This window comes from Sphingobium sp. TomMM35A (assembly GCF_054771735.1).
In genome coordinates, this window is the sequence record NZ_BSRC01000001.1 from 1,282,186 (window position 1) to 1,307,285 (window position 25,100).

Sequence of the window (25,100 nt, forward strand, 5' to 3'; positions counted from 1 at the left end):
TTTTAGCCCGATGCCTGATAAGCGAATATAGTGAACAGAAATCTAACGATAAAAGGGCGCGTCCCGGGACATAATTGCTCGGTCCCTCAAATCTCCAGCTGCGACCCCAGTTCGACCACGCGGTTCGTCGGCAGCTTGAAGAAGGCCATGGGACTTTCCGCGTTGCGCACCATCCACGCGAACAGCCGCTCGCGCCAGATCGCCATGCCGGGCCGGGACGAGGGCACCAGCGTCTCCCTGCTGAGGAAATAGCTGGTATCAGCAACGCCGATCGGCCCCCCGCAGTCGCGCACCGCTTTCATCGCGGCGGGAACATCGACATTTTCCATGAAGCCGTGGCGCAGGATCAGGCGATAAAAGCCCGCGCCATGATCTTCCGCGCTCGTGCGTCCGTCATAGGGCAGATGCGGGACATCTTCGGTCCGCACCGTCAAGATGATGTTGCGCTCATGCAGGATGCGGTTGTGCTTCACATTATGCAGCAGCGCGGGCGGAACACCTTCGGTCGTTGAGGACAGGAATATTGCTGTCCCCGGCACCCGCTTCAACGACGCGCCTGCCGATTTGATGAAAAGCTCCAGGTCCATGGCGTCTTCGCGCAGATAGCGCCGCATGATCCGCCGTCCCGTCGCCCAGGTCGTCAGCACCAGGAACGATACGCCCGCCACCAGCAGCGGGAACCATCCTCCATCCGGGATCTTCGTCGCGTTCGACAGGAAATAGGCGCCATCGACGATCAGGAACAGCCCGATGACCAGACCGGCCGCAACGGGGTTCCACCGCCACACGCTGAACGTCAACACCGCCATCATGCAGGTGGTGATGACCATGGTTCCCGTCACTGCGATGCCATAGGCCGCCGCCAGATTGCTAGAACTGCCAAAGCCCAGCACCAGCATGATGACCAGCACCAGCAGCGTCCAGTTGATGAGCGGCATATAGATTTGCCCCGCCGCCGACGCGCTGGTGTGCAATATCCGCAGGCGCGGCAGGAAGCCGAGCTGCACCGCCTGCCGCGTTACCGAGAAAGCGCCCGATATGACCGCCTGGCTTGCGATTACGGTCGCCATCGTCGCCAATATCACTAGCGGCAACCTCGCCCATTCGGGCGCCAGCAGGAAGAAAGGATTTTGCGCCGCCGCAGGCTCGTCGATGAGCAGCGCCCCCTGCCCCAGATAATTGAGCATCAGGCACGGGAACGCGGCGTAAAGCCAGGCGACACTGATCGCCCTGCGCCCGAAATGGCCCATGTCGGCATAAAGCGCCTCCGCCCCCGTCACCGCCAGCACGACCGAGCCCAAGGCCAGGAATGCCAGCTTGGGATCGAAGAGGAAGAAGTGCAGCGCCCACCACGGATTGACGATCGCCACGATCTCCGGGTGCCGCAATATATTGGCGATACCCAGCACGGCGAGCGCCAGGAAATAGACCACCATGATTGGCCCGAACAGCGCACCGACTCGCGCCGTCCCGATGCTCTGGATCACGAACAGCGCGATCAGGATCACGATCGCGATCGGCAGCACCAGCGGCGTCAGCCCCGCTTCCACGACCGTCAACCCCTCGACAGCCGACAGCACCGACACCGCCGGGGTGATAATCGCGTCGCCGTAAAATAGCGCTGTCGCCAGCACGCCGAGCGCGGCGATCGTCGGCGTCCAGCGCGTCTCGCCCATCCGCCGCCCGATCAAAGCCAGCAGCGCCATGCTGCCGCCCTCGCCATTATTGTCGGCGCGCAGGATGATGAACACATATTTGACCGTGACGACCAGCATCATGGTCCAGAAGATCAGGGACAGCACGCCATAGATATGGACCGGATCGACCGCCAGCGGATGGTGGCCGACGAAGCTCTCCTTCAATGCGTAGAGCGGCGAGGTCCCGATGTCCCCGAACACCACCCCCAGCGCCCCGAGCGCGAGCCCGGACAGCGGACCATGCGCCGTTTGGCCCTCCGCCCTTACCGGAAAGTCCTTGTCAGCCATAAGGAAGAAACCCCCAAATCTGGCGAGCGCCTATGCCACAACCTGGGATGGCAACGCCATGGGGGACATGGGAGCGCCAACATTTTATAATTTGGCCCTTCGCGCCCCAAAAAGCCTTGGGCACCCCTTGTCAGCCCGGGGAAAGCGCGCCAAGGACGGCAGCAACTTGGACTGAGGGGATGCTGGCTGATGAGCCATTATGACGTTCTGATCGTAGGCGCGGGCCATGCAGGCGCGCAGGCGGCGATTTCGCTTCGTCAACTCGGCTTTGAAGGGTCCGTCGCCATGATCGGGGACGAAAAATACCCGCCCTATGAACGCCCGCCCCTGTCGAAGGAATATTTTGCCGGGGACAAGAGCTTCGACCGCATCCTCATCCGCCCCGCCGCCTTCTGGGAAGAGCGCAAGGTCGACATGCTTCTCGGCCGCCGGGTAAAGACGATCGATCCGCAAGCACAGACGGTCACCGCCGGCAATGAGCAGATCGGTTATGGCAAGCTCATCTGGTGCACCGGCGGCAGTCCGCGCATGCTGACGTGCAACGGGGCCGACGCGCCCAACGTGCATGCCGTCCGCCGCCGCGACGATGTCGACGTGATGATGGCGAAGATGGACCAGATCGACCATGTCGTCGTGATCGGCGGCGGCTATATCGGCCTCGAAGCAGCCGCCGTCCTCACGAAGTTCGGCAAGAAGGTCGTGCTGCTGGAAGCGCTGGACCGCGTCCTTGCCCGTGTCGCCGGGGAAGAACTGTCCCGCTTCTACGAAGCCGAACATCGCGCCCATGGCGTGGACCTTCGCACCGGCGCGAAGATGGACTGTATCGAGGTGCAGGACGGAAAGGCGACCGCCGTTCTCATGCAGGATGGTGAGCGTGTCGAAACCGACATGGTGATCGTCGGTATCGGCATCGTGCCCGAAACGGGCCCGCTGATCGCGGCAGGCGCGGCGGGCGGCAACGGCGTCGATGTCGATGAATATTGCCGCACCAGCCTGCCCAACATCTATGCCGTTGGCGACTGCGCATCGCACGCCAACCGCTTCGCGCGCGGCGCGCAGCTTCGCCTCGAGTCGGTGCAGAACGCCAACGACCAGGCAAAGACCGCCGTCGCTCACATCATGGGCAAGGAAGAAGCCTATGACGCTGTCCCCTGGTTCTGGTCCAACCAATATGACCTAAAGCTTCAGACCGTCGGCCTTTCCATCGGCCATGACCAGACCATCCTGCGTGGCGATCCGGCCACCCGCAGCTTCTCGGTCCTGTATCTGAAGGCGGGCAAGCTCATCGCCCTCGACTGCGTGAATGCCGTCAAGGACTATGTGCAGGGCCGCGCCCACATCCTGTCGGGCGCCGTTCTCGACCAGGCGCAACTGGCCGACTCCTCGGTCCCGCTGAAGGAAGTAGGCCTCGCCTGACGAGGCCTGACCTTGGCAGTCCGGCGGACGTGACCGTCAAAGGTCGTCCAGGGAGATGGCGCCATCAACCTTGTGGAAAGCGTTTCGCGGCTAAAGGCGGCACCATGCCAGGTCGACCGCAAAATTCCTTACGCCTCATGATCACAGCCGCCTGGCTGCTGCTGCCTTTGCAGGCCGTGGCTGCGACTCGCGGCTATACCATCACCAGCTTCGACGCGATCCGGGTGGACGCGCCCGTGGAAGTGATCATCACCACCGGTGCTGGCGCGTCGGCCAAGGTCGATGGCGACCAGTCGCTGATCGAACGGCTGCACATCGATGTGTCGGGACGGCTGCTGACGATCAGGATGGATCGCGCCCGGCCTGGCGAAAAGAGCGGCGGCCGCGCCACCGTGCGGCTGTCGACCGGCATGCTTGAAAGGCTGGTGCTGACCGGCGGAGGGTCCATCTCGGTCAGCAGGATGAAGGGCTTGCGCGGAGAGATCGTGCTTGGCGGCAACGGCGACGTCAGTGTCGCGACGGTGGACGTCGATCAACTCAGCCTTGGCGTCGCTGGCGCAGGCCGCGCCACGCTGGCGGGGCGAGCGGCTGTCGCGGCGGTACGTGTGAATGGTCCCGGCGCAGTCGCTGCCGAGGGCCTGCGCGCTCGCCAGGCGACGGTCAGCAATGACGGGCCCGGCAACGTCGCGCTGACCGCCGATGTCACCGCCAAAATCTCCGCATCCGGTTCAGGCGACGTCACCATCGCTGGCAAGGCCGCCTGCCAGGTCGAAAATCGCGGCACGGGCCGCATCACTTGCGGCGGCGAAGCCTACTAGAGCGCGGCGGCGTCTTGACCCGGCGGGTTCGCGGATCCTCACCTGCCCGCCAACCCCCGTTCGCACATCCACCCAGCCCCGTTCGCCCTGAGCCTGTCGAAGGGCTACTTCCTCTAAAAATGGGCTTTAAGAATGGGCCTCGGCAAGCTCAGCCCGAGCAAAGCTTGAGTAAGCTAAATAATCACAGCTCCTCAGCCACCCCAAAAATCACCCTCCCATCAAGCTTATCAAAGTCTTTACCGCCACAGCATAAACCATCCGGCACCTGATATTGCCGGATCGTCCCATGTTCGCTCGCGCCCTCCTCCTCTTCCTCTTCATGGCCTCGCCGCAAACGGCCGAAGCGCAGGTTGCGGTGGCCGTCGCGGACAGCGGGGACACCGCCTGGATGATCCTCTGCGCCATCCTCATATTGATAGCGGGCCTGCCCGGCCTGCTGTTGCGCCACGCGGGCCTCGTGAACGTCCGCAGCGCGCTCTCGGCAAGCACCCAGCTCCTCGTCGCCGCCGCAGGCGCATCACTCGCCTGGGCGATTGCGGGATATAGCCTCAGCTTCGCTCCCGGCAGCACATGGCTCGGCGGCGGAGCCAACCTCCTGCTCGCCAATCTCGGGACGCTGAAAGAGGGGCTTACCGTTCCGGAATCCGCCTTCGTCCTGTTCCAGATGGCGCTGGCACTGTTTGCCGTCTGCCTTCTCCCCGGCGCCACTGCCGGACGCGCACGCTTCGGCTGGACGGCTGCCCTTGCCCCGCTATGGCTGCTCATCGTCTATGCTCCGCTGGTGCATGGCATCTGGGGCGGCGGATGGCTGGCAAGGCTCGGCGTGATCGATTTCTCCGGCAGCCTCGTCATTCACATGAGCGCGGGCTTCTCCGCCCTTGCGCTCTCCCTGATCCTCGGCCGCCAACCCCGGCAGGCTGCAGCGAACCACGCGCCTGTCCTCAGCCTCGCGGGTGCGGCGTTGATCTGGATCGGTTGGGCCGGGCTCTCCGGCGGCTGGGCCCTCGGCGCGACCGACAACGCCGCCACCGCCATCCTCAACACGCATTTCGCCGCCTGCGCAGGCGCGCTCGCATGGGCACTGTCGGATCGGGCGGCAAGGGGCCGCGTTAGCGCCACCGGCATCATGTCCGGCGCCATCGCTGGCCTCGCCGCCATCTCCGCCTCTGCGGCCCTCTCCGGCCCAGGCGGCGCGATGCTGATCGGCCTTGCCGCTGCCCTTCTCTGCCGCATTGCCAAGGCGGCGTTCGGACGCGGCGTCGATGATCCGGCCTCTGTCTTCCTGCTCCATGGGCTTGGGGGCCTGATCGGTGCCTTGTTGCTCCCGCTCTTCGTTCAGCCCTTTCTCGGCGGCGTCGGGTTCGAAGCCGATGTCAGCTTCTCCACAGCCATGCTCAGCCAGTTTGCGGGCGTCATAGCCGTCGCGCTCTGGTCCATGGCGGGGACCACCATCGTCGCGCTGATGCTATCGGCCGCACTACCCATGCGCCTTAGCGGCGAGGAAGCGGCAGAGGGCCTCGATCAGGCAGATCATGGCCAGCAGGGTTGGGACTTCCGCTGACATCATGGCTATTGCCGTCGGCATCTTCGCCCATCAGGAAGAACGGCGGATCGGGACATGCCTTGCCTCACTCCCGCTGGATCGGGCGGACATAGTCTATCATGTCCTCGTCAATGGTTCGACCGACGCCACGGCTGTGCGCGCTCGGGAAGCAGCGGCAGGCCGAGCCAATGTCCGCGTCCATGACATCGCTCGTGGCGGCAAGTCGCGGACGTGGAACCACCTCATCCATGATCTCCTAGACGGGACCGACGAAGCCGTCATCCTCCTTGATGGTGATGCCCAGATCGCCTCCGGCTCCATCGACGCATTGGCGCGGGCCGTAGGACAAGAAGAAGTCAATGCAGCAGCGGGCATGCCGCTCAACGGCCGCATGGCTGCGCATTACCGCCATCTGCTGACCACGGACGGCGGCCTGTTTGGCGATCTCTATGCGCTTTCAGGCCAGTTCGTGAACCGCATCCGCGACCGCGGCTTGCGTTTGCCCGATGATCTGATCGGTGACGATGGCCTCGTCGCGGCCTGGGCTCATACCGACCTTCAAACCGACGCCGCCTGGCAGCGTGACCGCGTCTTCGCTTGTGAAGAGGCAGGTTTCCTCTGCGAACCGGTGCGCCTCACTAACCCATCAAGCTGGCGCATGCAGTATAGGCGGATGACCAACTATTCGTTGCGCTTCTTCCAGAACCGCATCGTCTCGGACATCATGGATCGCGAAGGGCCAGATGGCCTGCCGCGCGAACTGCGCAGCCTCTACGCCGCATGGCTCCCCCGCCTTGCCCCCCGCTCCGGCCCGACCGGCTGGTTCGACCGTAAGGCACTAGAGCGGATGAGGCAGGCGGCGGCTTAGCGGTCCTTGCCCGCCAGCTCCTTGTTGATGAACAGCGCCAACCCCGTCACCACCGCGCCGGAGAAAAGATAAGCGCCCGACGCCGCCAGCCCGAAGGTGACCGACAGCGCCAGCGCCACCAACGGCGCAAAGCCAGCACCCACCAGCCATGCAAGGTCCGAAGTCAGCGCCGACCCGGTATAGCGCGTCGCCGTCGAGAAATTGGAGGCGACCACGCCCGAAGACTGGCCAAAGCTCAATCCCAGCAGCATGAACCCCAGGATCATGAAGGCGATCTCCGCCAGCTCACCGCCATCGAGCAGCAGCGGCGCGGCGATGCTGAATATCCCGATGCCCGCCGCCGACCATGCCAGCAGCTTGCGCCGTCCCACCATGTCGGCGACAAACCCCGACACGATGATCGCCAGCACGCCGACGCTTGCGCCGATCGCCTCGATCACCAGGAAGCGTTCCAGCGGCTGCTTCGTGTAAAGCGCGATCCACGACAGCGGGAACACCGACACCATGTGGAACAGCGCAAAGCTCGCCAGCGGGGCGAAGGCGCCGATCACGATGTTCCGCCCGTCCGTCCGCACCGTCTCGATTACCGGCGAAGGCTGCAACTCCCGCGCTTCGAACAGCCGCTCGAACTCATGCGTCACCACGATCCGCAACCGCGCGAACAGCGCCACCACGTTGATCGCGAACGCCACGAAGAAGGGATAGCGCCATCCCCACGCCAGGAAATCTGCGTCCGACAGCACGGACAGGAAGAAAGCGAACAGCCCGCTCGCCACCAGCAGCGCCAGCGGCGCGCCCAGCTGCGGCATCATCGCATACCAGCCACGCTTGTTCTGCGGCGCATTGAGCGACAGCAGCGAGGCAAGCCCGTCCCACGTCCCGCCCAGCGCCACGCCCTGCCCGGCCCGGAACACCGCCAGCAGCACCGCCGACCATATGCCGATCGTGTCATAGCCCGGCAGGAAGGCGATGAACGCGGTCGATCCACCGAGCAGGAACAGCGCGATGGTGAGCTTCACGCCCCGCCCATAAGCCCTGTCCACCGCCATGAAGATGAACGACCCGATCGGCCGCGTCACGAATGCCAGCGCAAAGATGGCGAAGGACCAGAGCGTCCCCTCCAACGGGCTCAAATAGGGAAAGACCAGCGCCGGAAACACGATGCACGACGCGATCGCATAGACGAAGAAGTCGAAAAATTCCGACGTCCGCCCGATGATCACGCCGATCGCGATTTCGCCCGGCGCGACCTTGTGATCTCGCGCGGTGACGAGGCGTGCGTCGCGCTCCATCTGCGTGGAGGATGGCGTGGTGGTCGCGGCGTTCATCGGTCGGGGCAAGCCTTCATGCTGCGGGAACGATCCATGCCCAACATCGTTGCAGCATAGCGAATCGCCCCGGTGGTCGAAAGGCCATTGCCCTATTTTGCGCCTGCGAGGGGATAGGACAAAAGGTCCAATGTCGATCGCCACTCCACCCCCTTATGCGGGCATCATGACCGCACGTCCTCGCCTCCTTTCCCGAGCTTTTCCGCGCCGACTCGCGCCCTTGCTGCTGCTGCCGCTCGGCGCGTGCAACTGGGTGGTCATGTCGCCGGCAGGCGATGTCGCAGTGCAGCAGCGCGATCTGATCATCATCTCTACCCTGCTCATGCTGCTCATCATCCTGCCGGTGATGGCCACCACCATCTGGTTCGCATGGCGCTACCGGGAAAAGGCGCAGGCGAAGGATTATGATCCCGACTGGGATCATTCGACCAGCCTTGAGCTGCTGATCTGGTCGGCTCCGCTGCTGATCATCATCGCGCTCGGCGCCATCACCTGGACCAGCACGCACCTGCTCGATCCCTACCGCCCGATCGAACGCATCGATCATGAGCGCAAGGTCGATGCCGCCGCCAAGCGGCTTCAGGTCGAAGTGGTCGCGCTCGATTGGAAATGGCTGTTCATCTATCCTGAACTCGGCATCGCCACGGTGAACGAACTCGCCGCGCCCATCGATCAGCCGATCGAGTTCAAAATCACCTCCGCGACGCTCATGAACAGCTTCTTCGTGCCCGCCCTCGCGGGGCAAATCTACGCCATGCCCGGCATGCAGACGGTGCTTCATGCCGTCGCCAACAAGCCCGGCAATTTCGAAGGCTTCTCCGCCAATTATTCCGGCGCGGGCTTCTCCAACATGCGCTTCCGCTTCAAGGCGATGGATCAGGCCGGGTTCGACAAGTGGGTCGCGCAGGTGAAGTCCAGCAACGCAAAGCTCGACCGCGCCACCTATGTAAAGCTGGAACAGCCCAGCGAAAAGGTGCCGCCCATGTATTTCGCAGGCGTCGAGCCCAAGCTGTTCCACGCCGCAGTCAACATGTGCGCCCAGCCCGGCAAGCGCTGCATGGATGAGGTCATGATGACCGACATGCACGGCGGCGCGGGCAAGGAATCGGCACGTGATACCGAAGGGCTGCGTCATGACGGCACGATCGACGTCGGCGGCTACCATCCGGTGGAGCCTGGCAAGAAGGGCGAGATTGCGCAGCCTTCCGGCATGACGCCAGCCGCACAACGCACGCCTGCCGAACGGGGCAACCAAGCACCCGGGCAGAAGGATGCCGACGGGCATGCGGGCGGTCATCATGGACATGAGGGAATGTGAACGCCATGTTTTCTCCATCCCACCGTCATCCTGAACTTGTTTCAGGATCCATTATTCCCCACGCGACTCCATTCTCGAAGGCGCGATGGATGCTGAAACAAATTCAGCATGACGAAATATGCGGGGTGTCGCGCACCTCCCTCCCCCACCCATTCCCACCAAGGCCCTGACCCCATGTCCCCTCATCCCGCATCCGAAAATAGCGGCATCTGGAAACTGATCTTCGGCCGCCTCGACTGGAGCGCAGTGCCGGTCCATGAGCCGATTGTCATGGGCACCTTCCTCGCTGTCGTGATCGGCGGCGTCGCGATCCTTGGCATCGTCACCAAATATCGCCTGTGGGGCTGGCTGTGGCGCGACTGGTTCACAACCGTCGATCACAAGCGCATCGGGATCATGTACATGATCCTCGGCCTCATCATGTTCCTGCGCGGTTTCGCCGACGCGATCATGATGCGCCTGCAACAGGCATGGGCGTTCAACGGGTCGGAAGGCTATCTGAACGCGCATCATTATGATCAGATCTTCACGGCGCACGGCGTCATCATGATCTTCTTCGTCGCAATGCCGATGATCACCGGGATCATGAACTATATGGTCCCGCTGCAAATCGGCGCCCGCGACGTTAGCTTCCCCTTCCTCAATAATTTCAGCTTCTGGATGACGACGGCTGGCGCGGTCATCACCATGATGTCGCTGTTCGTTGGCGAATTCGCCCGCACCGGCTGGCTGGCCTATCCGCCGCTGTCGGGTATCGCCTACAGTCCAGGGGTCGGCGTCGATTATTATATCTGGGGCCTTCAGATAGCAGGCATCGGCACGCTGTTATCGGGCGTCAACCTGATCGCGACCATCGTGAAGATGCGCGCGCCCGGCATGTCGATGATGAAGCTCCCGATCTTTGTCTGGACCTCGCTCTGCTCCAACATCCTGATCGTCGCCGCCTTCCCGGTGCTGACCGCCGTTCTCGCGCTGCTCAGCCTCGACCGCTATGTCGGCACGGCCTTCTTCACCAACGACATGGGCGGCAACCCCATGATGTATGTGAACCTCATCTGGATCTGGGGCCATCCGGAGGTCTACATCCTCATCCTGCCGCTGTTCGGCGTGTTCAGCGAAGTCACCTCGACCTTCTCGTCGAAGCGCCTCTTCGGATACTCGTCGATGGTCTATGCGACGGTCGTCATCGCGATCTTGAGCTATCTCGTCTGGTTGCACCACTTCTTCACCATGGGCTCCGGCGCCAGCGTCAACAGCTTCTTCGGCATCACGACGATGGTCATTTCCATCCCGACCGGGGCCAAGCTCTTCAACTGGCTGTTCACCATGTATCGGGGGCGCATCCGGTTTGAACTGCCGATGATGTGGACGGTCGCTTTCATGCTGACCTTCGTGGTCGGCGGCATGACCGGCGTGCTGCTCGCGGTTCCACCTGCCGACTTCGTCCTGCACAACTCGCTGTTCCTGATCGCGCACTTCCACAACGTGATCATCGGCGGCGTGCTGTTCGGCCTCTTCGCGGCGATCAACTATTGGTGGCCAAAGGCGTTCGGCTTCAAGCTGGAGACCAAATGGGGCAAGCGCAGCTTCTGGCTGTGGGTCGTCGGTTTCTGGGTCGCCTTCATGCCGCTCTATGTCCTCGGCCTCATGGGCGTCACCCGCCGCATGCGCGTGTTCGATGATCCAAGCTTGCAGATCTGGTTCCAGATCGCCGCGCTTGGCGCCGTCATGATCGCCGCTGGCATCGCCTGCATGTTCATCCAGTTCGCCGTCAGCATCATGAACCGCGACAAGCTGCGCGACACGACCGGAGACCCCTGGGATGGCCGGACGCTCGAATGGGCGACCAGCTCGCCGCCGCCGGACTATAACTTCGCCTTCACCCCCGTCATCCATGACGGCGATGCGTGGGCGGACATGAAGAAGCGGGGCTACCAACGTCCTGTGTCCGGCTTTGAACCGATCCACATGCCCAGCAATACGGGCACCGGCGTCATCCTTGCAGGGCTCTCCGTGGCCTTCGGCATCGGCATGATCTGGTACATGTGGTGGCTCGCGGGCTTGAGCTTCATCGGCATCATCGCCGTCGCGATCGGCCACACCTTCAACTACAAGCGCGACTTCTACATCCCCAAGGATGTGGTCGAGAGCACAGAGGGCGAGCGCACGCGCAGTCTCGCGATGCAGGGCTGACACACCATGGCAAGCGCACCCACCGTAGACGCCGCTTTCCTCGACAAGGACGGCAATCCGCTCTTCCACCTGGAACATGAGCCCCATCATCCGGAAGGGTCCAGCACCATGCTGGGCTTCTGGATCTACCTGATGAGCGACTGCCTCATCTTCGCCTGCCTATTCGCGACCTATGCGGTCCTCGGCGGCAATTATGCGGCGGGTCCAGGCCCCAAGGATCTGTTCGACCTGCCGCTGGTGGCCCTCAACACCGCGATGCTGCTCTTCTCGTCCATCACCTATGGCTTTGCCATGCTGGCGATGGAAAAGAACCGGGTCGCTGCGACGCAGGGCTGGCTGGCCATCACCGGACTGTTCGGCCTCGCCTTCCTCGGCATCGAGCTCTACGAATTCGCCCACCTCATCCATGAAGGCGCGACCCCGATGCGGTCGGGCTTCCTGTCAGCCTTCTTCGCGCTAGTCGGTACGCACGGCCTGCACGTCACCTTCGGCATCATCTGGCTGGTGACGCTGATGGCGCAGGTCGCGAAAAAGGGCCTGATCCCCGCCAACCAGCGCCGCCTGATGTGCCTGTCGATGTTCTGGCACTTCCTCGACGTCGTCTGGATCGGCGTCTTCACCTTCGTCTATCTCATGGGGATGCTGCGATGAGCGCGCACGGCCACAGCCATCACGACGATCATCATGGGCAGGCGCCTGCCCATGGCACCTTCGGCAGCTACATGATCGGGTTCGGCCTGTCGGTCATCCTGACGGCCATTCCCTTTTGGCTCGTCATGACCGGGGTACTGGGCGATCCGCAACTGACCGCCTTCACCATCATGGGCTTCGCGGTCGTTCAGATCCTGGTGCACATGATCTACTTCCTGCACATGAACACCCGATCGGAAGGCGGCTGGACGATGCTGGCGCTGATCTTCACGATCGTGCTGGTCGTCATCACGCTCGCCGGGTCCATCTGGGTCATGTATCATCTCAATCACAATATGATGCCCCAGATGCATGGCCCGATGCAGGATATGAGCGTGCATGACATGAGCCAGATGCCGTGACAGACCATCCGCCCCGCCGTGGCTCGGCGGGGTTCCTGATCCTGTTCTCGATGGCCGCGCTTCTTGCGGTCGCGGGGCTGGTCAGCTTGGGGCTTTGGCAAGTGAATCGCCTCGCATGGAAGCGCGACCTGATCGAAAAGGTCGAAAGCCGCGTCCATGCAGCGCCCGTCCTCGCTCCTCCTTCGGCCAGCGGCGATGACGCCTATCGCCGCGTGATCGTGACCGGCCGGTTCCTGCACGGACACGCGACTCTGGTGCAGGCATCGACCGCACGAGGCGCAGGCTTTTGGGTCCTGACCCCGCTCGTCACGGATCGCGGCTTCACCCTGCTCGTCAACCGCGGCTTCGTGCCACCGGAGGCACGCGCCCGCTTTTCCAGGCCTGGCGGGCAAGTCCGCGTAACCGGGCTGATGCGGCTTAGCGAGCCGGGCGGCGGCTTCCTGCGCTCCAACGATCCTGCCGCAAACCGCTGGTATTCGCGCGATGTGGCGGCCATTGCCCGCGCGCGTCAGCTTCGCCCGCCGGTCGCCAATTATTTCATCGACGCCGAACGCAGCGGTTCTCCGGCATCGCTACCTGTGGGCGGCCTTACCGTCCTCACCTTCCCCAACAGCCATCTTTCCTACGCCCTTACATGGTTCGCGCTGGCGGCGATGGCGGCTGGCGCGTACATCTTCGTCATGCGCCAGTTATGGAAGGAAAGACGGTCTTGAAAGGGTGGCTGTCCACTGGCGCCCGCCTGCTCCCCGGCCAATGGCCTGCGGATGCCGCCGGGCGCAAGAATATGGCGCTGCTCGCCCAGCTTCGCTGGATCGCCATAGCAGGGCAAGTCGCCACCATCCTTTTCGTGCATTGGGCCATGGGCATCCGCTTGCCCGTTGCCGCCATGCTGCTCGTCGCCTCGATCGCGGCGGCCGTCAATATCGCGACCTTCGCCACGCTGCGCCGCCGGACCGATGTGGCCCGTGCAGAGCTATTCCTGGCGCTCGTCTTCGACGTGCTGTTGCTCACCACCCAGCTGTATCTCAGCGGCGGCGCGACCAATCCCTTCATCGCGCTCTACCTTCTCCAGGTGGCGCTGGGCGCGGTGCTGCTCGATCGCTGGAGCATCTGGGGCATCGTCCTCCTGTCCCTGCTCTGCGCCGCGATGCTGTCTCTCGTCTATCGGCCGCTGGATCTTACCGATGCGCTGGAGGGGCGGCTCTTCGATCTGCATATCCTCGGGACCTGGATCTGCCTCGCCATGATCGCGGTGCTGCTGGTCCTTTTCATGAGTCGCATGACCCGCAACCTTCAGGCGCGCGAGGCCTATCTCGCCCAATTGCGCCAGCAAGCCGCTGAGGAAGAACATATCGTCCGCATGGGGCTCCTCGCATCCGGCGCCGCCCACGAACTCGGCACCCCCCTCTCCCAGCTCGCCGTCGTGCTGGGCGACTGGCGCCACATGCCCGAAATCACCGCCCACCCTTCCCTTCTCGAAGAGGTCGGCGAAATGCAGGCGGCGGTCCAGCGCTGCAAACAGATATTGACAGGCATTCTCATTTCCTCAGGAGAAGCCCGGGGCGAAGCTCCAAAAGTCACGCCAATTCGCGACTTCCTTCTTGAAATCGCCCAAAGCTGGCGCTCCACTAATCCGGGAATTCCCCTCCGCTGCGATTTCGGCCCCCACGATTATCCCCGCATCATCGCCGATCCCGTCATTCGCCAGGCCATCACAAATCTGCTCGACAACGCCCGCGAAGCTGGCGCCACCTACATCGATCTTCTGGTCGGGCGCGACAGCACATCGCTTAACATCGCTGTCCGTGACAATGGCAAGGGGTTCAGCGAACAGATGCTCGCCGATTTCGGCAAGCCCTACCGTTCAAGCAAGGGGAAGCAAGGCAGCGGCCTTGGCCTCTTCCTGGTCGTGAACGTCGTGCGTAAACTCGGCGGCAACGTCTCCGCCAGCAACGGCGCGGACGGCGGCGCACTTGTCCTGCTCCGCCTTCCATTAAGCACCGTCGGATTGGAGGAGTCACGATGATGGCAGACGACCGGCTGCTCATCCTGGTCGAAGACGACGAGGCTTTTGCAAAGACCCTCAAACGGTCCTTCGAACGGCGCGGCTACCAGGTCCTGACCGCCGACAGCCACGCAGCGCTCGTGACGCTGCTCGAACAGCATCAGCCGCAATTTGCGGTAGTCGATCTAAAGCTCGGCGCAGAATCCGGCCTCGTCTGCGTCCAGACCCTCCACGGCCATGATCCCGAGACGCTGATCGTCGTCCTTACAGGTTTTGCCAGCATCGCGACAGCCGTCGAAGCGATCAAGCTCGGCGCGTCCCACTATCTCGCCAAGCCTTCGAATACCGATGACATCGAAGCGGCATTCGCACGCTCCTCCGGCGATCCGTCAACGCCCCTCGCCCCGCGTCCGACATCGATCAAGACGCTTGAGTGGGAACATATCCATGAAGTGCTGAAGGACAGCGACTTCAACATATCCGAAGCCGCACGCAGGCTCGGCATGCACCGCCGTACCTTGGCGCGTAAGCTCGCCAAGCGGCAGGTCGGTTGATGCTGGAGGACATGGAGCGGGTGAAGGGAATCGAACCCTCGTCACTTGCTTGGGAAGCAAATGCTCTACCATTGAGCTACACCCGCGCGCTGCCGGGGATTAGCCGCTGAGTATTGCAAGGTCAACGACTTGCACCTCAATTTCACGCGGCCCGCCGTTCAACTCCCTCAAACGTTCAAAAATATACTTTAGTTAATAGAGGGATGGCTTATGCCGCGTTACAAAGCGGTTCGCTAGCGGAACGATGAACGGTCCAGTGTGTTTGATGGATTCGAGAAGATAGAATAGCGTAATGGGGAAATTATGAGCACGGCGGCGCCGGAGTTCTCTGGAAACCGCTTCGAGTTGCTTGTCCAGAGCGTCACTGATTACGCGATCTACATGCTTTCGACCAATGGCACGATCGTCAGCTGGAATGCAGGCGCGCGCAGGTTCAAGGGATATGAGTCCGACGAAATCGTTGGTCAGCACTTTTCCCGCTTCTACACGCCGGAAGATCAGGCAGCGGGCATCCCCGCTCTCGCACTGGAAACAGCCGAGCGGGATGGCCGGTTCGAAGCCGAAGGATGGCGCGTACGCAAGGACGGAGGCAGGTTCTGGGCCAGCGTCGTCATCGATCCGATCCGGGATCCCGGCGGCACGTTGATAGGTTTTGCCAAGGTTACACGCGATCTGACGGAACGCCGCGCGGCGGAAGAGGCATTGAAGGCGAGCGAGGAACGATTTCGCCTGCTGGTCGAAAGCGTAACCGATTACGCCATCTACATGCTTGACGCTGTCGGCACGATAACCAGCTGGAATGCCGGAGCAGCACGGTTCAAGGGCTATACCGCCGACGAAATTCTGGGCCAGAATTTCTCCCGCTTCTATTCCGAAGAAGATCGGATGGCCGGAATTCCCTCCCGCGCCTTGGAGACTGCGTCGAGGGAGGGCCGGTTCGAAGCGGAAGGCTGGCGCATTCGCAAGGATGGCTCGCGCTTTTGGGCCAATGTCGTTATCGACGCCATTCGCAGCCCCATGGGTGAGCTGATAGGCTTTGCAAAGATCACACGCGACCTTACCGAACGGCGCGAAACCCAGTTGGCTTTGGAAGAAGCGCGGGAAGCCATCTTCCAGTCCCAGAAGATGGATGCGATCGGAAAGCTGACAGGAGGCGTCGCGCACGACTTCAATAACCTGCTCGCCGTCATCGTCGGAAGTCTGGATTTGGCGAGGCAGCGGCTCGAAACCGGGGGCGACATTTCACGCTACATCGACAATGCCATGACGGCAGCGGATCGAGGCGCCACCTTGACCCAACGCATGCTGGCGTTCGCGCGGCGTCAGGAACTGAAACTTGGGAGCGTCGACTGCATCGCGCTGGTCCGGAACATGGCCGGACTATTGAAATCCACTCTGGGATCGACGGTCACGATCGAAACCCGCTTTCCCCTTTCGCTCAGTTCGGCGCATGCTGATCCGGCGCAACTAGAACTGGCGTTGCTGAATTTGGCCGTCAATGCACGTGATGCCATGCCGGGTGGCGGCCGGATCATTGTCGAAGGCGCCGAAGCCCATTTGCTGGCAGAACAGCGGCCTGACCTGCCTACCGGACATTATGTACGCCTCTCCGTCATCGATGAAGGGGAAGGGATGGATGAGGATACGCTCGCGCGCGCCCGGGAGCCCTTCTTCACCACCAAGGGAATTGGCAAGGGAACTGGCTTGGGCCTGTCCATGGTCCATGGCTTTGCTGAGCAATGCGGTGGATCGCTGATCATCTCAAGCGAGCGCGGGAGCGGCACGACTGTCTCGCTTTGGCTCCCCGTCGCCAAAGAGGATGCAAATGCGACGGATGAGGAACGTCCTGCCCCGTCCATCCTCACCCTGAGCGATCAACCCTTGGTCATATTGGCCGTCGATGATGACGACCTGGTGCTGACGAACACCGCAGGTATGCTGGAGGAGTTGGGACATACGGTATTTCAGGCTGGTTCCGGCGCGGACGCGCTGCGCATGCTGGCCGAAGGCGAGGTAGACCTTGTCATCACCGACCACGCCATGCCCAATATGACGGGCGCACAGCTGGCCGATGCGCTGGATGAAACTCATCCGGGTCTACCTGTCATCATCATCACCGGCTATGCCGAACTGCCGCCGCACGCCACCAAGCGGTTGCGGCTTGATAAGCCCTTCAAGCAAGCTGAACTGGCCCGCATGCTGTCTATTGCGCGTCATGATTCCTCTGCTGAGCGCGTAATCCCGTTTGGATGATCCCCGATTTTTGAGAGCTCTGGCTAATTTCAATCCTGCTCCCAAATTGGTACGGCAGGATGAGACCTTTGCTCATTATCGTCATCAATTCTCCCGAGAATCTGTTATAACAGTTGCGTTATGATGCAGCCGGTCCAGAATCGGGGAGCGCGCCTGAAAACATGAATATTACTCCCACTTTTGCATCACCCGTGAGCGAACATGCCGACCCCATTGCTCCGTTGAGCCCGACATCGCATTTCTTCACTTCGTTGCGTACTCGCCTCCATTATGTGGACTGGGGCAACCGGTCAGCCCCCACCTTGATCCTGGTTCACGGAGCGCTCGATCATGCGCGCAGCTGGGACTGGACAGCGCGGGCGCTCGCGCGCGACTTCCATGTCGTCGCGCTTGATCTTCGAGGCCATGGTGACAGCGCCTGGTCAGCCGCAGGGACCTATTCGATGGCGGATTTCGTCTATGATCTTGCGCAGCTTGTTGATCTGGTCAGCCGCGACAAGGTCATTCTGGTCGGCCATTCACTCGGAGGATCTATCGCCTTGCGCTATGCGGGGCTCTTCCCGGACCGCATAGACCGGTTGGTCGCCATCGAAGGACTTGGCCTTTCTCCCGATGCTCTTCAGGAAAAGGCCACCCATCCTGCTCCTGATCGCTGGCGCGAATGGATAGAGCGGCGTCGCGCAAGCGCTCGCAAACCCTCACGCAATTATCCGACGCTCGAGGCCGCCGTTGCGCGTATGCGAGAGAGAAACGACCATCTGTCAGGCGAGCAGGCGCTCCATCTGACCGCACACGGCGTCAATCGCAATGAAGACGGCAGCTATGAATGGAAGTTTGATCCTTATTTGCGCCATTTCCCGCCCCAGGACATGACGGACCATGATCTCCCCGATTTCTGGGAGCGGATCATTTGTCCCGTTCTGCTATGCCTGGGTCTGGACAGTTGGGCATCCAACCCCGTCGAGGACGGTAGGGCAGCCTATTTCCAGGATGCGCGGTTGGTGGAGTTTGCCGATGCAGGCCATTGGCTGCATCATGATCAATTCGACTCCTTCATGCGTGAATTACGCGCCTTCCTGTAGTTGGAACGCCATAACCGCAGCCCTGTATTGAGCTTTAAGCTCCTGAATAAGCAAAGCAGCGGGCTGAATTTTCCGTACCGCCCCTATTCCTTGACCCGCGCCCCATATGTCCCTCCAGGCCTTTTTGTCCTCTTCGGCCATGGAAGCGATGTCCATGTCTCTGGCCTGCGGCAACCTGTCTGCATCGAAACCAGCAGCCGTAATGCTAGGCCGTAGGTAATTGCCGAGGACCCCGGTAAAATAGTCGGAATAGACGATGTCGCCTGAACTGCTGTCCACGATCATCTGCTTGTATCTTTGGTCCGCATTCGCCTCTTCGGTCGCAATGAAAGCTGACCCCATATAGGCCAAATCGGCCCCCATCATCCGGGCGGCGGCGATCGAGCGTCCCGTCGTGATGGCCCCCGACAAGATCAAAGGACCATCAAACCAGGCGCGGATTTCTTCGACCAGGGCGAATGGCGACAAAGTACCTGCATGGCCCCCTGCCCCCGCCGCAACCGCGATCAGTCCGTCAGCCCCCTTTTCGATAGCCTTCCTGGCAAACATATTGTTGATGACATCATGGAGGACGATGCCACCATAGCTGTGCACAGCCTCATTGACGTCAGTGCGGGCGCCTAAAGAGGTGATCACAACCGGAACGCGATATTTCACGCAGAGCGCAAGATCTTCTTCCAGCCGGGCGTTCGTTTTATGGACAATGAGGTTGACGGCGAATGGCGCGTCCTGATCAGTCAGTTCGCGGTTCAGAAGTTGAAGCCAATCCTCGAATACGCCTGAAGGCCGGGCGTTGAGGGACGGGAAGGATCCCACGATCCCGGCCCTGCACTGTGCGATCACCAGCGCGGGCTGTGAGACGATGAACATTGGCGACGCGATCAGTGGCAATGATAAGCGTTCTCGAAGCAGCGCCGGCAAGGTCATTAACAATCCTATCAGTTGTCCGATCTTGCGGAAGGCCGAGCCGTGCGCCTGTGGATCGGGTATATGAGACGCACGAGCGCAGCTAGTCGTTAACGATCTTGAGCAATCTGCGTTCTACAGGGGCAAGAATGCCCTGCAGTTCGGTCCCGCGCTTCAAAATGCCGCCTGCTTCCCCGATCAGGGCCCACATGCCTTGGCGGTGGCGAAGCGAGGGCCGCTTTTCAATGCGATATTCGGGACGTTCGGCTGCTCTGCGAAACGCCGAGAAGACGGCAGCATCACGGCCCAGATCAATGGCATAGTCACGCCAGTGCCCGGCCGAAACCATGCGACCGTAGAGATCCATGATGCGCTGCAACTCCAAACGATCAAACCCCGTTTGCCCCCCTGCGGAGGCTTTGGAGGGGAACGGGGTCACGTTGGTCATGAGGCGCGACCACGCTCCCTGAACAGAGGAATGTCATCATCGGGACTAAGCGACTCTTCTTTCTTTTGTTCAAGAAGTTCCGCCAGCCGCTTCTGCAACTGTTCAACTTCATGCTGAAGCTGCTCCAGCTTATGCTTTTCAGGATCGTAGCAGTCGCTGCAGGGCGTGCCATAAGGCAGGAACTCACGACGATAAGCCGTGACATCGACCAGCATCTGGCGCGCCGGAATGCCCACCATCGTAGCACCTTCAGGCACATCTTTCGTGACCACGGCGTTGGCGCCCACGCGTGCCCTCGGGCCAACATGTACAGGGCCGAGCACCTGCGCGCCTGAACCCACGATGACCCCGTCGGCAAGCGTCGGATGGCGCTTTCCGGCAATGCCATTCGCAGGATCTGTGCCGCCAAGAGTTACATTCTGATAGAGGGTAACATCATCGCCGATCTCTGCGGTTTCCCCGATGACCGTGAACCCATGATCAATGAAGAAACGCTTGCCGATGCGCGCGCCTGGATGAATGTCGTTTCCGGTAAGAAACCGGGAAAAATGATTGACGGCACGCGCCAGGAAATAAAGCCGCGCGCGATAAAGGCCATGCGCGACCCGATGAAATCCGAGCGACCAAACACCCGGATAAAGGAGGATTTCAGCCCGGGAACGTGGAGCTGGATCACGGGATTTGACCGAGTCCAAATAGCCGATAAGATTGCGCAACATGCAGCGGCCCCTGAAAATCGAAGGGTCATACATAAGGCCACGGCCAAGTTTTTTCCAGATGTCGGCTATTTCGGCTTCTGACCATAAAACAGAATGTTTCTTGGCGTGCTATGATATACCTATCACTGCGGTAGACAATCAACGAGGGGCCCCTTGAATGACCGATCCCGTTCTCGCTCATCTCAGCGAACTCCTACCGTTCATTCTCATTGGGTTTGGAGCCCAGATGATCGACGGTGCGCTGGGGATGGCGTACGGCGTTATCTCAAGCACCCTGCTCTTGGCGCTGGGCGTACCACCTAGCCGCGCGTCGGCAAGCGTTCACGCGGCAGAGACATTCACGACGGCCGTTTCAGCGATAAGTCACATCGCGCACCGGAATGTTGATTGGCGACTTTTCGCTCGCCTCATCATTCCCGGCGTCATCGGCGGCGTAACGGGGGCGTATATCCTCTCGAACATCGATGGTTCAGTGATAAAGCCCTTCGTTCAAGTCTACCTGACCGCGATCGGGATTTATCTCATCTGGCGCGGCTTCCACCTGCCGCCGCAACCGCGCGATCCGAAATGGGTAGCGCCCCTCGGGTTGGTTGGCGGCTTCATGGACGCGACAGGAGGCGGTGGCTGGGGCCCGATCGTGACATCTAATTTGCTTATTCAGGGGTCTAGCCCTCGCCATACTATCGGGACGGTCAACTCTGTCGAGTTCGTACTTACTCTCTCGATCAGCCTGACCTTCATCCTGCATTTGGGGTGGCAAGCTTTCACGACCTACACCGTTGGCCTCCTGCTAGGCGGTATCATCGCTGCACCCTTTGGCGCGATGCTCGCCCGCCATGTCGCACCGCGCATGCTATTCACGGCAGTTGGAACGATCCTGACGCTCACATCCTTGTTCGGCGTCGCCAAATGGCTTGGATATATCGGCTAATGCTCTTATCTTCGCCATTCTGATCGAGAAAGGCGATTGATGTCGAGCTACATGCCTACGCTGAAGCAGCTGCAATATCTTGTGGCGCTGAAACAGCATGGGCATTTCGGCAAGGCAGCTGACAGCTGCTATGTTACGCAATCAACCCTGTCGGCAGGGATTCGGGAGCTGGAATCTCTCATCGGCGTGACGCTGGTAGAGCGGACCCGGAGAGTTGTGCGCTTTACCGCCCTAGGCGACCGCATAGTCGAGAAGGCGCATCGCGTGTTGCGCGAGGCGGAAGAGCTGGCGGCCATTGCCGAAGCATCGGGAAAGCCGCTCACGGGCGAGTTACGCATGAGCGTGATTCCGACGATCGCCCCATTCCTGCTACCCAGGCTGCTCCCACGGCTGCGGGCGGACAGACCCGAACTCAAGCTCTACCTTCGAGAAGAGACGACGCAAACTGCCATAGAATCACTGCGTCATGGGAATGTTGATTGCGTGCTGCTGGCCCTGCCTTTCCCCACTGGTGAGTTGGACAGCGAACTGCTTTTCCAGGACCGGTTGTACGTTGCTTTTCCACAGGATGATCCACGCGACCCGCCAGAATGGATCGCGCCGGACATGATCGATGAAACGAAGCTGCTTCTGCTGGAAGACGGGCATTGTCTGAAGGACCATGCTTTGGCGGCCTGCAACCGGCCGGAAATTCGTTCAAGCGCCATGATGATGGGGACGTCCCTGCACACGCTGGTGCAGATGGTCGATAACGGCCTTGGCATGACTATCATGCCGGAAATGGCGATCGCCGGCGGTATATTGGATCATACCCAGATCACCGCGCGCCCTTTGCGATCCGACCGGTCACATCGCGACATCGCTTTGGTCTGGCGCAAGAACAGTCCGAGGGAGAAGGAATTTCGCCTCCTGGCCGAACTATTGCGAGATGCTGCCGATCTCCCGCAATCCAGCGCCGCCGCCTGATCTTAGCGAGTCCAGCCTCTGGCTTTCGCGTCGTCCTCGGCACGCGCTTCGACCCAGTTGGCTCCGCCGTCGGCGAAATATTCCTTTTTCCAAAAGGGCGCTTCGGACTTCAACCAGTCAATGAGGAAAGCGCAGCTTTCCAGAGCAGCCGATCTGTGGCGCGATGCCGTTCCGACGAAAACTATATGTTCGCCCGGCCCTAGTCGTCCAAAGCGGTGGATAACGCGCACGCTTAGCAGCGGCCAGCGATCCATCGCTTCGTCAACTATCCGCCCGACCTGAGCGGCTGTCATCGCTGGATAGTGATGAAGCTCCAACGCCACCAAGTCATTTTCTCCACGCACAACGCCGGTGAAGCTAGCGACGGCGCCCCCACCTGCCGCTTCGAGCAACGCGAGTTCAGCACCAGCGTCAAAGCCTTCTTCTTGGATGGAGACCCGGCTCATCCGCCGGTGACCGGCGGGAAGATTGCCAGCTCCAGCGCTTCACCGACCAGGCTGTCCAGCGGTACGAAACGCTGGTCCAGCGCAGCGCGCAACCGTGACTGGTCACTTAATGCTTGGCCGTAGCCGCCGTCACGGGCTGCCAGTTGTTCGATCAGGTCCGCTACCGTCACGCCTTCGGGAGGTTGATCGACTTGCTCGCTATCGCAGCCGATGATCTCCCGGACCCAAGCGAAGTAGAGGATGTCGAGCTTAGCCACCCCTCAATCCATATGCTTGATGCCGACGCGCAGATAGTCCCATCCGGTGATCAGCGTCAGTATGGCAGCCGCCCACAGCGTAGCGATCCCCAGCAACTGCACCAACGGGAAGGCTGGCACCGCGCCCGCAAATATCAATGCGCCTAAAGCGATAAGCTGAAACGCCGTTTTCCACTTCGCCAAGCGGGAGACGGGGACCGAAACCTGGAGTCCGGCTAAAAATTCGCGAAGGCCCGACACCGCGATTTCGCGCAGCAGAATGATCATGGCGGCCGCGATGTGAATACCCGCGATATCGCGGGTTGCCGCCAGCATCAGGATAACCGCGCCGACCATGATCTTGTCTGCGATAGGATCAAGGAAAACGCCCAGCTTCGACACAGTACCCTGCGCTCGCGCCAGATAGCCGTCAAAATAGTCGGTAATGCCCATCAGGCAGTAAAGGGCGAATGCCAGGGCATAGCCAGTCGTCCAACGCGCACCGACCTCTGCAGGCCACAGCAACGCGACCAGCAAAGGCACAGTCAATATCCGCGAAAGCGTCAGCAAATTGGGCAGCGTCAGCATGGGCGCGGACTGCCACAGTCCGCAGCGTTGCACAAGCAGCGGTGGAGAGGCTGGGATCGCTTATCGTCCGGATGGGTTGGACAGTCGCAGCCGTAGCCGCTAGACCGCGCTCCGCTCGTCCACAGCGAAGAAGACCTTCTTGCCTATGCAAGCCTCCCTCAGGCTCCTTAACAAGCGACGTTTTCTGCCGCTTTTCATCACTCAGCTGCTCGGCGCCTTCAACGACAATCTGTTCAAGAACGCGATGGTCCTGTTCGTCGTGTACAGCGTCTATAATGACGAGCGGTCCGAGACCTGGTTCAGCGCCTTGGCGACCGGCATATTCATCCTGCCTTTCTTTCTCCTTTCGGCACTCTCAGGGCAGCTTGCCGATCAGCGGGACAAGGCGGTCATCATCCGTTACGTCAAAGCGGCGGAAATCGTCATAATGCTGGTTGGCGCAGCGGGCCTCGCCCTGATCTGGAGCGGCATCGCGATCCATAGCCTCGCGATCCCGCTGCTGCTTTGTGCTCTCTTTGCTATGGGGGTTCACTCAACATTCTTCGGCCCGATCAAATACGCGATTCTCCCTCAACACCTGCACGATGACGAAGTTCTCGGCGGCACGGGCCTGGTCGAGGCAGGGACCTATATAGCCATTCTCGCCGGCACGATCCTGGCAGGCATCATTCCGGTCGAGGTCGCTGCGATAGGCATCGTTGTGACAGCCGCCATCGGATATGTGGCGGGCAGGGAAGTACCGCCCGCACCATCCCTACTTGGGCGACAGCCGATCGACTTCCACATCATCCGATCATCGATCACGCTGGTGCGCGGCACCATGCACATCCGCCGCCTGTTTTTGGCGATCATGGCGATCAGCTTGTTCTGGGCGGTTGGATCGATACTTTTTATCCAGTTCCCCCCACTCGTCAAAAATGTGCTGTCGGCGGACAAGCCTGTGGCGAGCCTGTTCCTCGCGATCTTTTCCGTTGGGATCGCCATTGGTTCGATCGCTATCAATCGCCTGCTGAAAGGGCATGTGTCTGCCCGTTATGCACCAGCTGCCGTCATCGGCATGGGTCTGTGCATCATCGCTTTCCACATCGTGTGCGACTTGTGGACGCCCGAGGCGGGCGGCGGCATGCTCTCGCTTCAAGGCTTTCTGGCCCATCCGCTGGCGCTCGCATTGTCGGCATGCCTGCTAGGCGTAGCAACGTTCGGCGGCATGTTCGTGGTCCCGCTTTACGCCTTTCTGACCACGACCGTCGAAAAGTGTGAAGCCGCCCGGACCGTGGCGGCTAACAACATCGTGAATTCCGGGGCCATGGTGCTGGGGTCGCTCTTTGCCATCAGTCTCAGCATCGCGGGCATGTCCGTCGTCAATCAGTTGCTGCTGGTTGCTGTCCTATGCCTTCCTTGCGCCTGGCTGGCCTGGAGGCTTCACAAGGCCTGCGACTGATCAA

24 protein-coding genes and 1 tRNA gene are annotated in these 25,100 nt (G+C 61.2%); 16 read left to right on the top strand and 9 right to left on the bottom strand.

What is annotated here, in order from left to right; all coding sequences use genetic code 11:
• Positions 1 to 86: 86 nt before the first annotated feature.
• Positions 87 to 1,985, bottom strand: coding sequence for a potassium transporter Kup (locus tag ACYU8T_RS06330; RefSeq protein ID WP_461158862.1), 1,899 nt, complete (start codon positions 1,983 to 1,985; stop codon positions 87 to 89).
• A gap of 189 nt (positions 1,986 to 2,174) precedes the next feature.
• Here ACYU8T_RS06330 and ACYU8T_RS06335 point away from each other — a divergent pair, with 189 nt between their 5' ends.
• The 4 genes from ACYU8T_RS06335 (at position 2,175) to ACYU8T_RS06350 (ending at position 6,630) form a co-directional block, all read left to right on the top strand.
• The gene (locus ACYU8T_RS06335) at positions 2,175 to 3,401 is read left to right on the top strand and encodes an NAD(P)/FAD-dependent oxidoreductase (RefSeq protein WP_461158863.1); all 1,227 of its coding nucleotides are present in this window, start codon (positions 2,175 to 2,177) and stop codon (positions 3,399 to 3,401) included.
• A 137-nt stretch (positions 3,402 to 3,538) separates the two neighbouring features.
• A complete protein-coding gene (locus ACYU8T_RS06340; protein ID WP_255254726.1) occupies positions 3,539 to 4,219 on the top strand; it encodes a GIN domain-containing protein in 681 nt (226 codons plus the stop codon).
• Between the two features lie 286 nt (positions 4,220 to 4,505).
• A complete protein-coding gene (locus tag ACYU8T_RS06345) occupies positions 4,506 to 5,780 on the top strand; it encodes an ammonium transporter (RefSeq protein ID WP_461158864.1) in 1,275 nt (424 codons plus the stop codon).
• Between the two features lie 4 nt (positions 5,781 to 5,784).
• Positions 5,785 to 6,630, top strand: coding sequence for a glycosyltransferase (locus ACYU8T_RS06350; RefSeq protein ID WP_461159764.1), 846 nt, complete (start codon positions 5,785 to 5,787; stop codon positions 6,628 to 6,630).
• On the opposite strand, the gene ACYU8T_RS06355 is transcribed toward ACYU8T_RS06350, so the two are convergent.
• Positions 6,627 to 7,958, bottom strand: a complete 1,332-nt coding sequence (locus tag ACYU8T_RS06355) for an MFS transporter (protein ID WP_461158865.1) — start codon at positions 7,956 to 7,958, stop codon at positions 6,627 to 6,629. The two genes, ACYU8T_RS06350 and ACYU8T_RS06355, sit on opposite strands and share 4 nt — an antisense overlap.
• A 166-nt stretch (positions 7,959 to 8,124) precedes the next feature.
• Between ACYU8T_RS06355 and cyoA the strand changes: the two genes are divergently transcribed.
• The 7 genes from cyoA to ACYU8T_RS06390 all read left to right on the top strand — a co-directional run bounded on the left by cyoA (position 8,125) and on the right by ACYU8T_RS06390 (position 15,080).
• Complete coding sequence (cyoA, locus tag ACYU8T_RS06360) at positions 8,125 to 9,276, top strand: ubiquinol oxidase subunit II (RefSeq protein ID WP_461159765.1); 1,152 nt, start codon at positions 8,125 to 8,127, stop codon at positions 9,274 to 9,276.
• 174 nt (positions 9,277 to 9,450) lie between these two features.
• Positions 9,451 to 11,469, top strand: coding sequence for a cytochrome o ubiquinol oxidase subunit I (gene cyoB / locus ACYU8T_RS06365; protein WP_461158866.1), 2,019 nt, complete (start codon positions 9,451 to 9,453; stop codon positions 11,467 to 11,469).
• 6 nt (positions 11,470 to 11,475) lie between these two features.
• Positions 11,476 to 12,120 (top strand): cytochrome o ubiquinol oxidase subunit III, encoded by a 645-nt coding sequence (cyoC, locus tag ACYU8T_RS06370; protein WP_097091392.1) that lies wholly within the window; start codon positions 11,476 to 11,478, stop codon positions 12,118 to 12,120.
• A complete protein-coding gene (gene cyoD / locus ACYU8T_RS06375; protein WP_461158867.1) occupies positions 12,117 to 12,521 on the top strand; it encodes a cytochrome o ubiquinol oxidase subunit IV in 405 nt (134 codons plus the stop codon). Before cyoC ends, cyoD begins: the two co-directional genes overlap by 4 nt.
• Positions 12,522 to 12,571: 50 nt before the next feature.
• On the top strand, positions 12,572 to 13,234 hold the full coding sequence (locus tag ACYU8T_RS06380; RefSeq protein WP_461159766.1) for an SURF1 family protein: 663 nt from the start codon (positions 12,572 to 12,574) through the stop codon (positions 13,232 to 13,234).
• Complete coding sequence (locus ACYU8T_RS06385) at positions 13,231 to 14,547, top strand: ATP-binding protein (RefSeq protein WP_461158868.1); 1,317 nt, start codon at positions 13,231 to 13,233, stop codon at positions 14,545 to 14,547. Before ACYU8T_RS06380 ends, ACYU8T_RS06385 begins: the two co-directional genes overlap by 4 nt.
• Positions 14,547 to 15,080 (top strand): response regulator transcription factor, encoded by a 534-nt coding sequence (locus tag ACYU8T_RS06390; RefSeq protein ID WP_461158869.1) that lies wholly within the window; start codon positions 14,547 to 14,549, stop codon positions 15,078 to 15,080. Before ACYU8T_RS06385 ends, ACYU8T_RS06390 begins: the two co-directional genes overlap by 1 nt.
• A gap of 12 nt (positions 15,081 to 15,092) precedes the next feature.
• On the opposite strand, the gene ACYU8T_RS06395 is transcribed toward ACYU8T_RS06390, so the two are convergent.
• Positions 15,093 to 15,166: transfer RNA gene (locus tag ACYU8T_RS06395), tRNA-Gly, on the bottom strand.
• A gap of 217 nt (positions 15,167 to 15,383) precedes the next feature.
• On the opposite strand from ACYU8T_RS06395, the gene ACYU8T_RS06400 reads away from it, so the two are divergent.
• Together ACYU8T_RS06400 and ACYU8T_RS06405 are read left to right on the top strand one after the other, a co-directional pair.
• Positions 15,384 to 17,333: a hybrid sensor histidine kinase/response regulator gene (locus ACYU8T_RS06400; RefSeq protein WP_461158870.1), complete on the top strand. Its 1,950-nt coding sequence runs from the start codon at positions 15,384 to 15,386 to the stop codon at positions 17,331 to 17,333.
• 191 nt (positions 17,334 to 17,524) lie between these two features.
• A complete protein-coding gene (locus ACYU8T_RS06405) occupies positions 17,525 to 18,415 on the top strand; it encodes an alpha/beta fold hydrolase (protein WP_461158871.1) in 891 nt (296 codons plus the stop codon).
• Here ACYU8T_RS06405 and ACYU8T_RS06410 read toward each other — a convergent pair.
• From ACYU8T_RS06410 to epsC, 3 genes are all read right to left on the bottom strand, one after another.
• The gene (locus tag ACYU8T_RS06410) at positions 18,398 to 19,342 is read right to left on the bottom strand and encodes an NAD(P)H-dependent flavin oxidoreductase (protein ID WP_461158872.1); all 945 of its coding nucleotides are present in this window, start codon (positions 19,340 to 19,342) and stop codon (positions 18,398 to 18,400) included. The genes ACYU8T_RS06405 and ACYU8T_RS06410 overlap by 18 nt on opposite strands.
• Positions 19,343 to 19,424: 82 nt before the next feature.
• Complete coding sequence (locus ACYU8T_RS06415; RefSeq protein ID WP_461158873.1) at positions 19,425 to 19,769, bottom strand: DUF2794 domain-containing protein; 345 nt, start codon at positions 19,767 to 19,769, stop codon at positions 19,425 to 19,427.
• Positions 19,766 to 20,488, bottom strand: coding sequence for a serine O-acetyltransferase EpsC (epsC, locus tag ACYU8T_RS06420; RefSeq protein WP_461158874.1), 723 nt, complete (start codon positions 20,486 to 20,488; stop codon positions 19,766 to 19,768). The genes ACYU8T_RS06415 and epsC overlap by 4 nt, the downstream gene beginning before the upstream one ends.
• A gap of 157 nt (positions 20,489 to 20,645) precedes the next feature.
• On the opposite strand from epsC, the gene ACYU8T_RS06425 reads away from it, so the two are divergent.
• Positions 20,646 to 21,419 carry a sulfite exporter TauE/SafE family protein gene (locus ACYU8T_RS06425; protein WP_097091385.1) on the top strand — a complete coding sequence of 258 codons (774 nt, stop codon included), beginning with the start codon at positions 20,646 to 20,648 and terminating at the stop codon, positions 21,417 to 21,419.
• Positions 21,420 to 21,458: 39 nt separating this feature from the next.
• Positions 21,459 to 22,385: a hydrogen peroxide-inducible genes activator gene (locus tag ACYU8T_RS06430; protein WP_097091384.1), complete on the top strand. Its 927-nt coding sequence runs from the start codon at positions 21,459 to 21,461 to the stop codon at positions 22,383 to 22,385.
• Between the two features lie 2 nt (positions 22,386 to 22,387).
• On the opposite strand, the gene ACYU8T_RS06435 is transcribed toward ACYU8T_RS06430, so the two are convergent.
• Genes ACYU8T_RS06435 through pgsA form a run of 3 tightly spaced genes read right to left on the bottom strand, consistent with a single transcriptional unit; the run spans position 22,388 to position 23,655 of the window.
• Entirely contained in the window at positions 22,388 to 22,831 is a 444-nt protein-coding gene (locus ACYU8T_RS06435) for a molybdenum cofactor biosynthesis protein MoaE (RefSeq protein ID WP_461158875.1), read from the bottom strand.
• The gene (gene moaD, locus ACYU8T_RS06440; RefSeq protein WP_461158876.1) at positions 22,828 to 23,088 is read right to left on the bottom strand and encodes a molybdopterin converting factor subunit 1; all 261 of its coding nucleotides are present in this window, start codon (positions 23,086 to 23,088) and stop codon (positions 22,828 to 22,830) included. The genes ACYU8T_RS06435 and moaD overlap by 4 nt, the downstream gene beginning before the upstream one ends.
• A gap of 3 nt (positions 23,089 to 23,091) precedes the next feature.
• Positions 23,092 to 23,655: a CDP-diacylglycerol--glycerol-3-phosphate 3-phosphatidyltransferase gene (pgsA, locus tag ACYU8T_RS06445; RefSeq protein ID WP_097091381.1), complete on the bottom strand. Its 564-nt coding sequence runs from the start codon at positions 23,653 to 23,655 to the stop codon at positions 23,092 to 23,094.
• 145 nt (positions 23,656 to 23,800) lie between these two features.
• Between pgsA and ACYU8T_RS06450 the strand changes: the two genes are divergently transcribed.
• Complete coding sequence (locus ACYU8T_RS06450) at positions 23,801 to 25,096, top strand: MFS transporter (RefSeq protein ID WP_201514838.1); 1,296 nt, start codon at positions 23,801 to 23,803, stop codon at positions 25,094 to 25,096.
• Positions 25,097 to 25,100 lie beyond the last annotated feature (4 nt).

What these genes read in the sequence shown, in the direction of transcription:
- ACYU8T_RS06425 (WP_097091385.1), top strand. Translation starts at nt 20,646, where the DNA reads ATGACCGATCCCGTTCTCGCTCATCTCAGCGAACTCCTACCGTTCATT.
- cyoA (WP_461159765.1), top strand. Translation starts at nt 8,125, where the DNA reads ATGACCGCACGTCCTCGCCTCCTTTCCCGAGCTTTTCCGCGCCGACTC.
- cyoB (WP_461158866.1), top strand. Translation starts at nt 9,451, where the DNA reads ATGTCCCCTCATCCCGCATCCGAAAATAGCGGCATCTGGAAACTGATC.
- ACYU8T_RS06390 (WP_461158869.1), top strand. Translation starts at nt 14,547, where the DNA reads ATGGCAGACGACCGGCTGCTCATCCTGGTCGAAGACGACGAGGCTTTT.
- ACYU8T_RS06345 (WP_461158864.1), top strand. Translation starts at nt 4,506, where the DNA reads ATGTTCGCTCGCGCCCTCCTCCTCTTCCTCTTCATGGCCTCGCCGCAA.
- ACYU8T_RS06350 (WP_461159764.1), top strand. Translation starts at nt 5,785, where the DNA reads ATGGCTATTGCCGTCGGCATCTTCGCCCATCAGGAAGAACGGCGGATC.
- ACYU8T_RS06355 (WP_461158865.1), bottom strand. Translation starts at nt 7,958, where the DNA reads ATGAACGCCGCGACCACCACGCCATCCTCCACGCAGATGGAGCGCGAC.
- pgsA (WP_097091381.1), bottom strand. Translation starts at nt 23,655, where the DNA reads ATGCTGACGCTGCCCAATTTGCTGACGCTTTCGCGGATATTGACTGTG.
- ACYU8T_RS06435 (WP_461158875.1), bottom strand. Translation starts at nt 22,831, where the DNA reads ATGAGCCGGGTCTCCATCCAAGAAGAAGGCTTTGACGCTGGTGCTGAA.
- ACYU8T_RS06415 (WP_461158873.1), bottom strand. Translation starts at nt 19,769, where the DNA reads ATGACCAACGTGACCCCGTTCCCCTCCAAAGCCTCCGCAGGGGGGCAA.
- ACYU8T_RS06330 (WP_461158862.1), bottom strand. Translation starts at nt 1,985, where the DNA reads ATGGCTGACAAGGACTTTCCGGTAAGGGCGGAGGGCCAAACGGCGCAT.
- cyoD (WP_461158867.1), top strand. Translation starts at nt 12,117, where the DNA reads ATGAGCGCGCACGGCCACAGCCATCACGACGATCATCATGGGCAGGCG.
- ACYU8T_RS06335 (WP_461158863.1), top strand. Translation starts at nt 2,175, where the DNA reads ATGAGCCATTATGACGTTCTGATCGTAGGCGCGGGCCATGCAGGCGCG.
- ACYU8T_RS06380 (WP_461159766.1), top strand. Translation starts at nt 12,572, where the DNA reads ATGGCCGCGCTTCTTGCGGTCGCGGGGCTGGTCAGCTTGGGGCTTTGG.
- ACYU8T_RS06430 (WP_097091384.1), top strand. Translation starts at nt 21,459, where the DNA reads ATGTCGAGCTACATGCCTACGCTGAAGCAGCTGCAATATCTTGTGGCG.
- ACYU8T_RS06410 (WP_461158872.1), bottom strand. Translation starts at nt 19,342, where the DNA reads ATGACCTTGCCGGCGCTGCTTCGAGAACGCTTATCATTGCCACTGATC.
- ACYU8T_RS06340 (WP_255254726.1), top strand. Translation starts at nt 3,539, where the DNA reads ATGATCACAGCCGCCTGGCTGCTGCTGCCTTTGCAGGCCGTGGCTGCG.
- epsC (WP_461158874.1), bottom strand. Translation starts at nt 20,488, where the DNA reads ATGTTGCGCAATCTTATCGGCTATTTGGACTCGGTCAAATCCCGTGAT.
- ACYU8T_RS06400 (WP_461158870.1), top strand. Translation starts at nt 15,384, where the DNA reads ATGAGCACGGCGGCGCCGGAGTTCTCTGGAAACCGCTTCGAGTTGCTT.
- ACYU8T_RS06450 (WP_201514838.1), top strand. Translation starts at nt 23,801, where the DNA reads ATGCAAGCCTCCCTCAGGCTCCTTAACAAGCGACGTTTTCTGCCGCTT.
- cyoC (WP_097091392.1), top strand. Translation starts at nt 11,476, where the DNA reads ATGGCAAGCGCACCCACCGTAGACGCCGCTTTCCTCGACAAGGACGGC.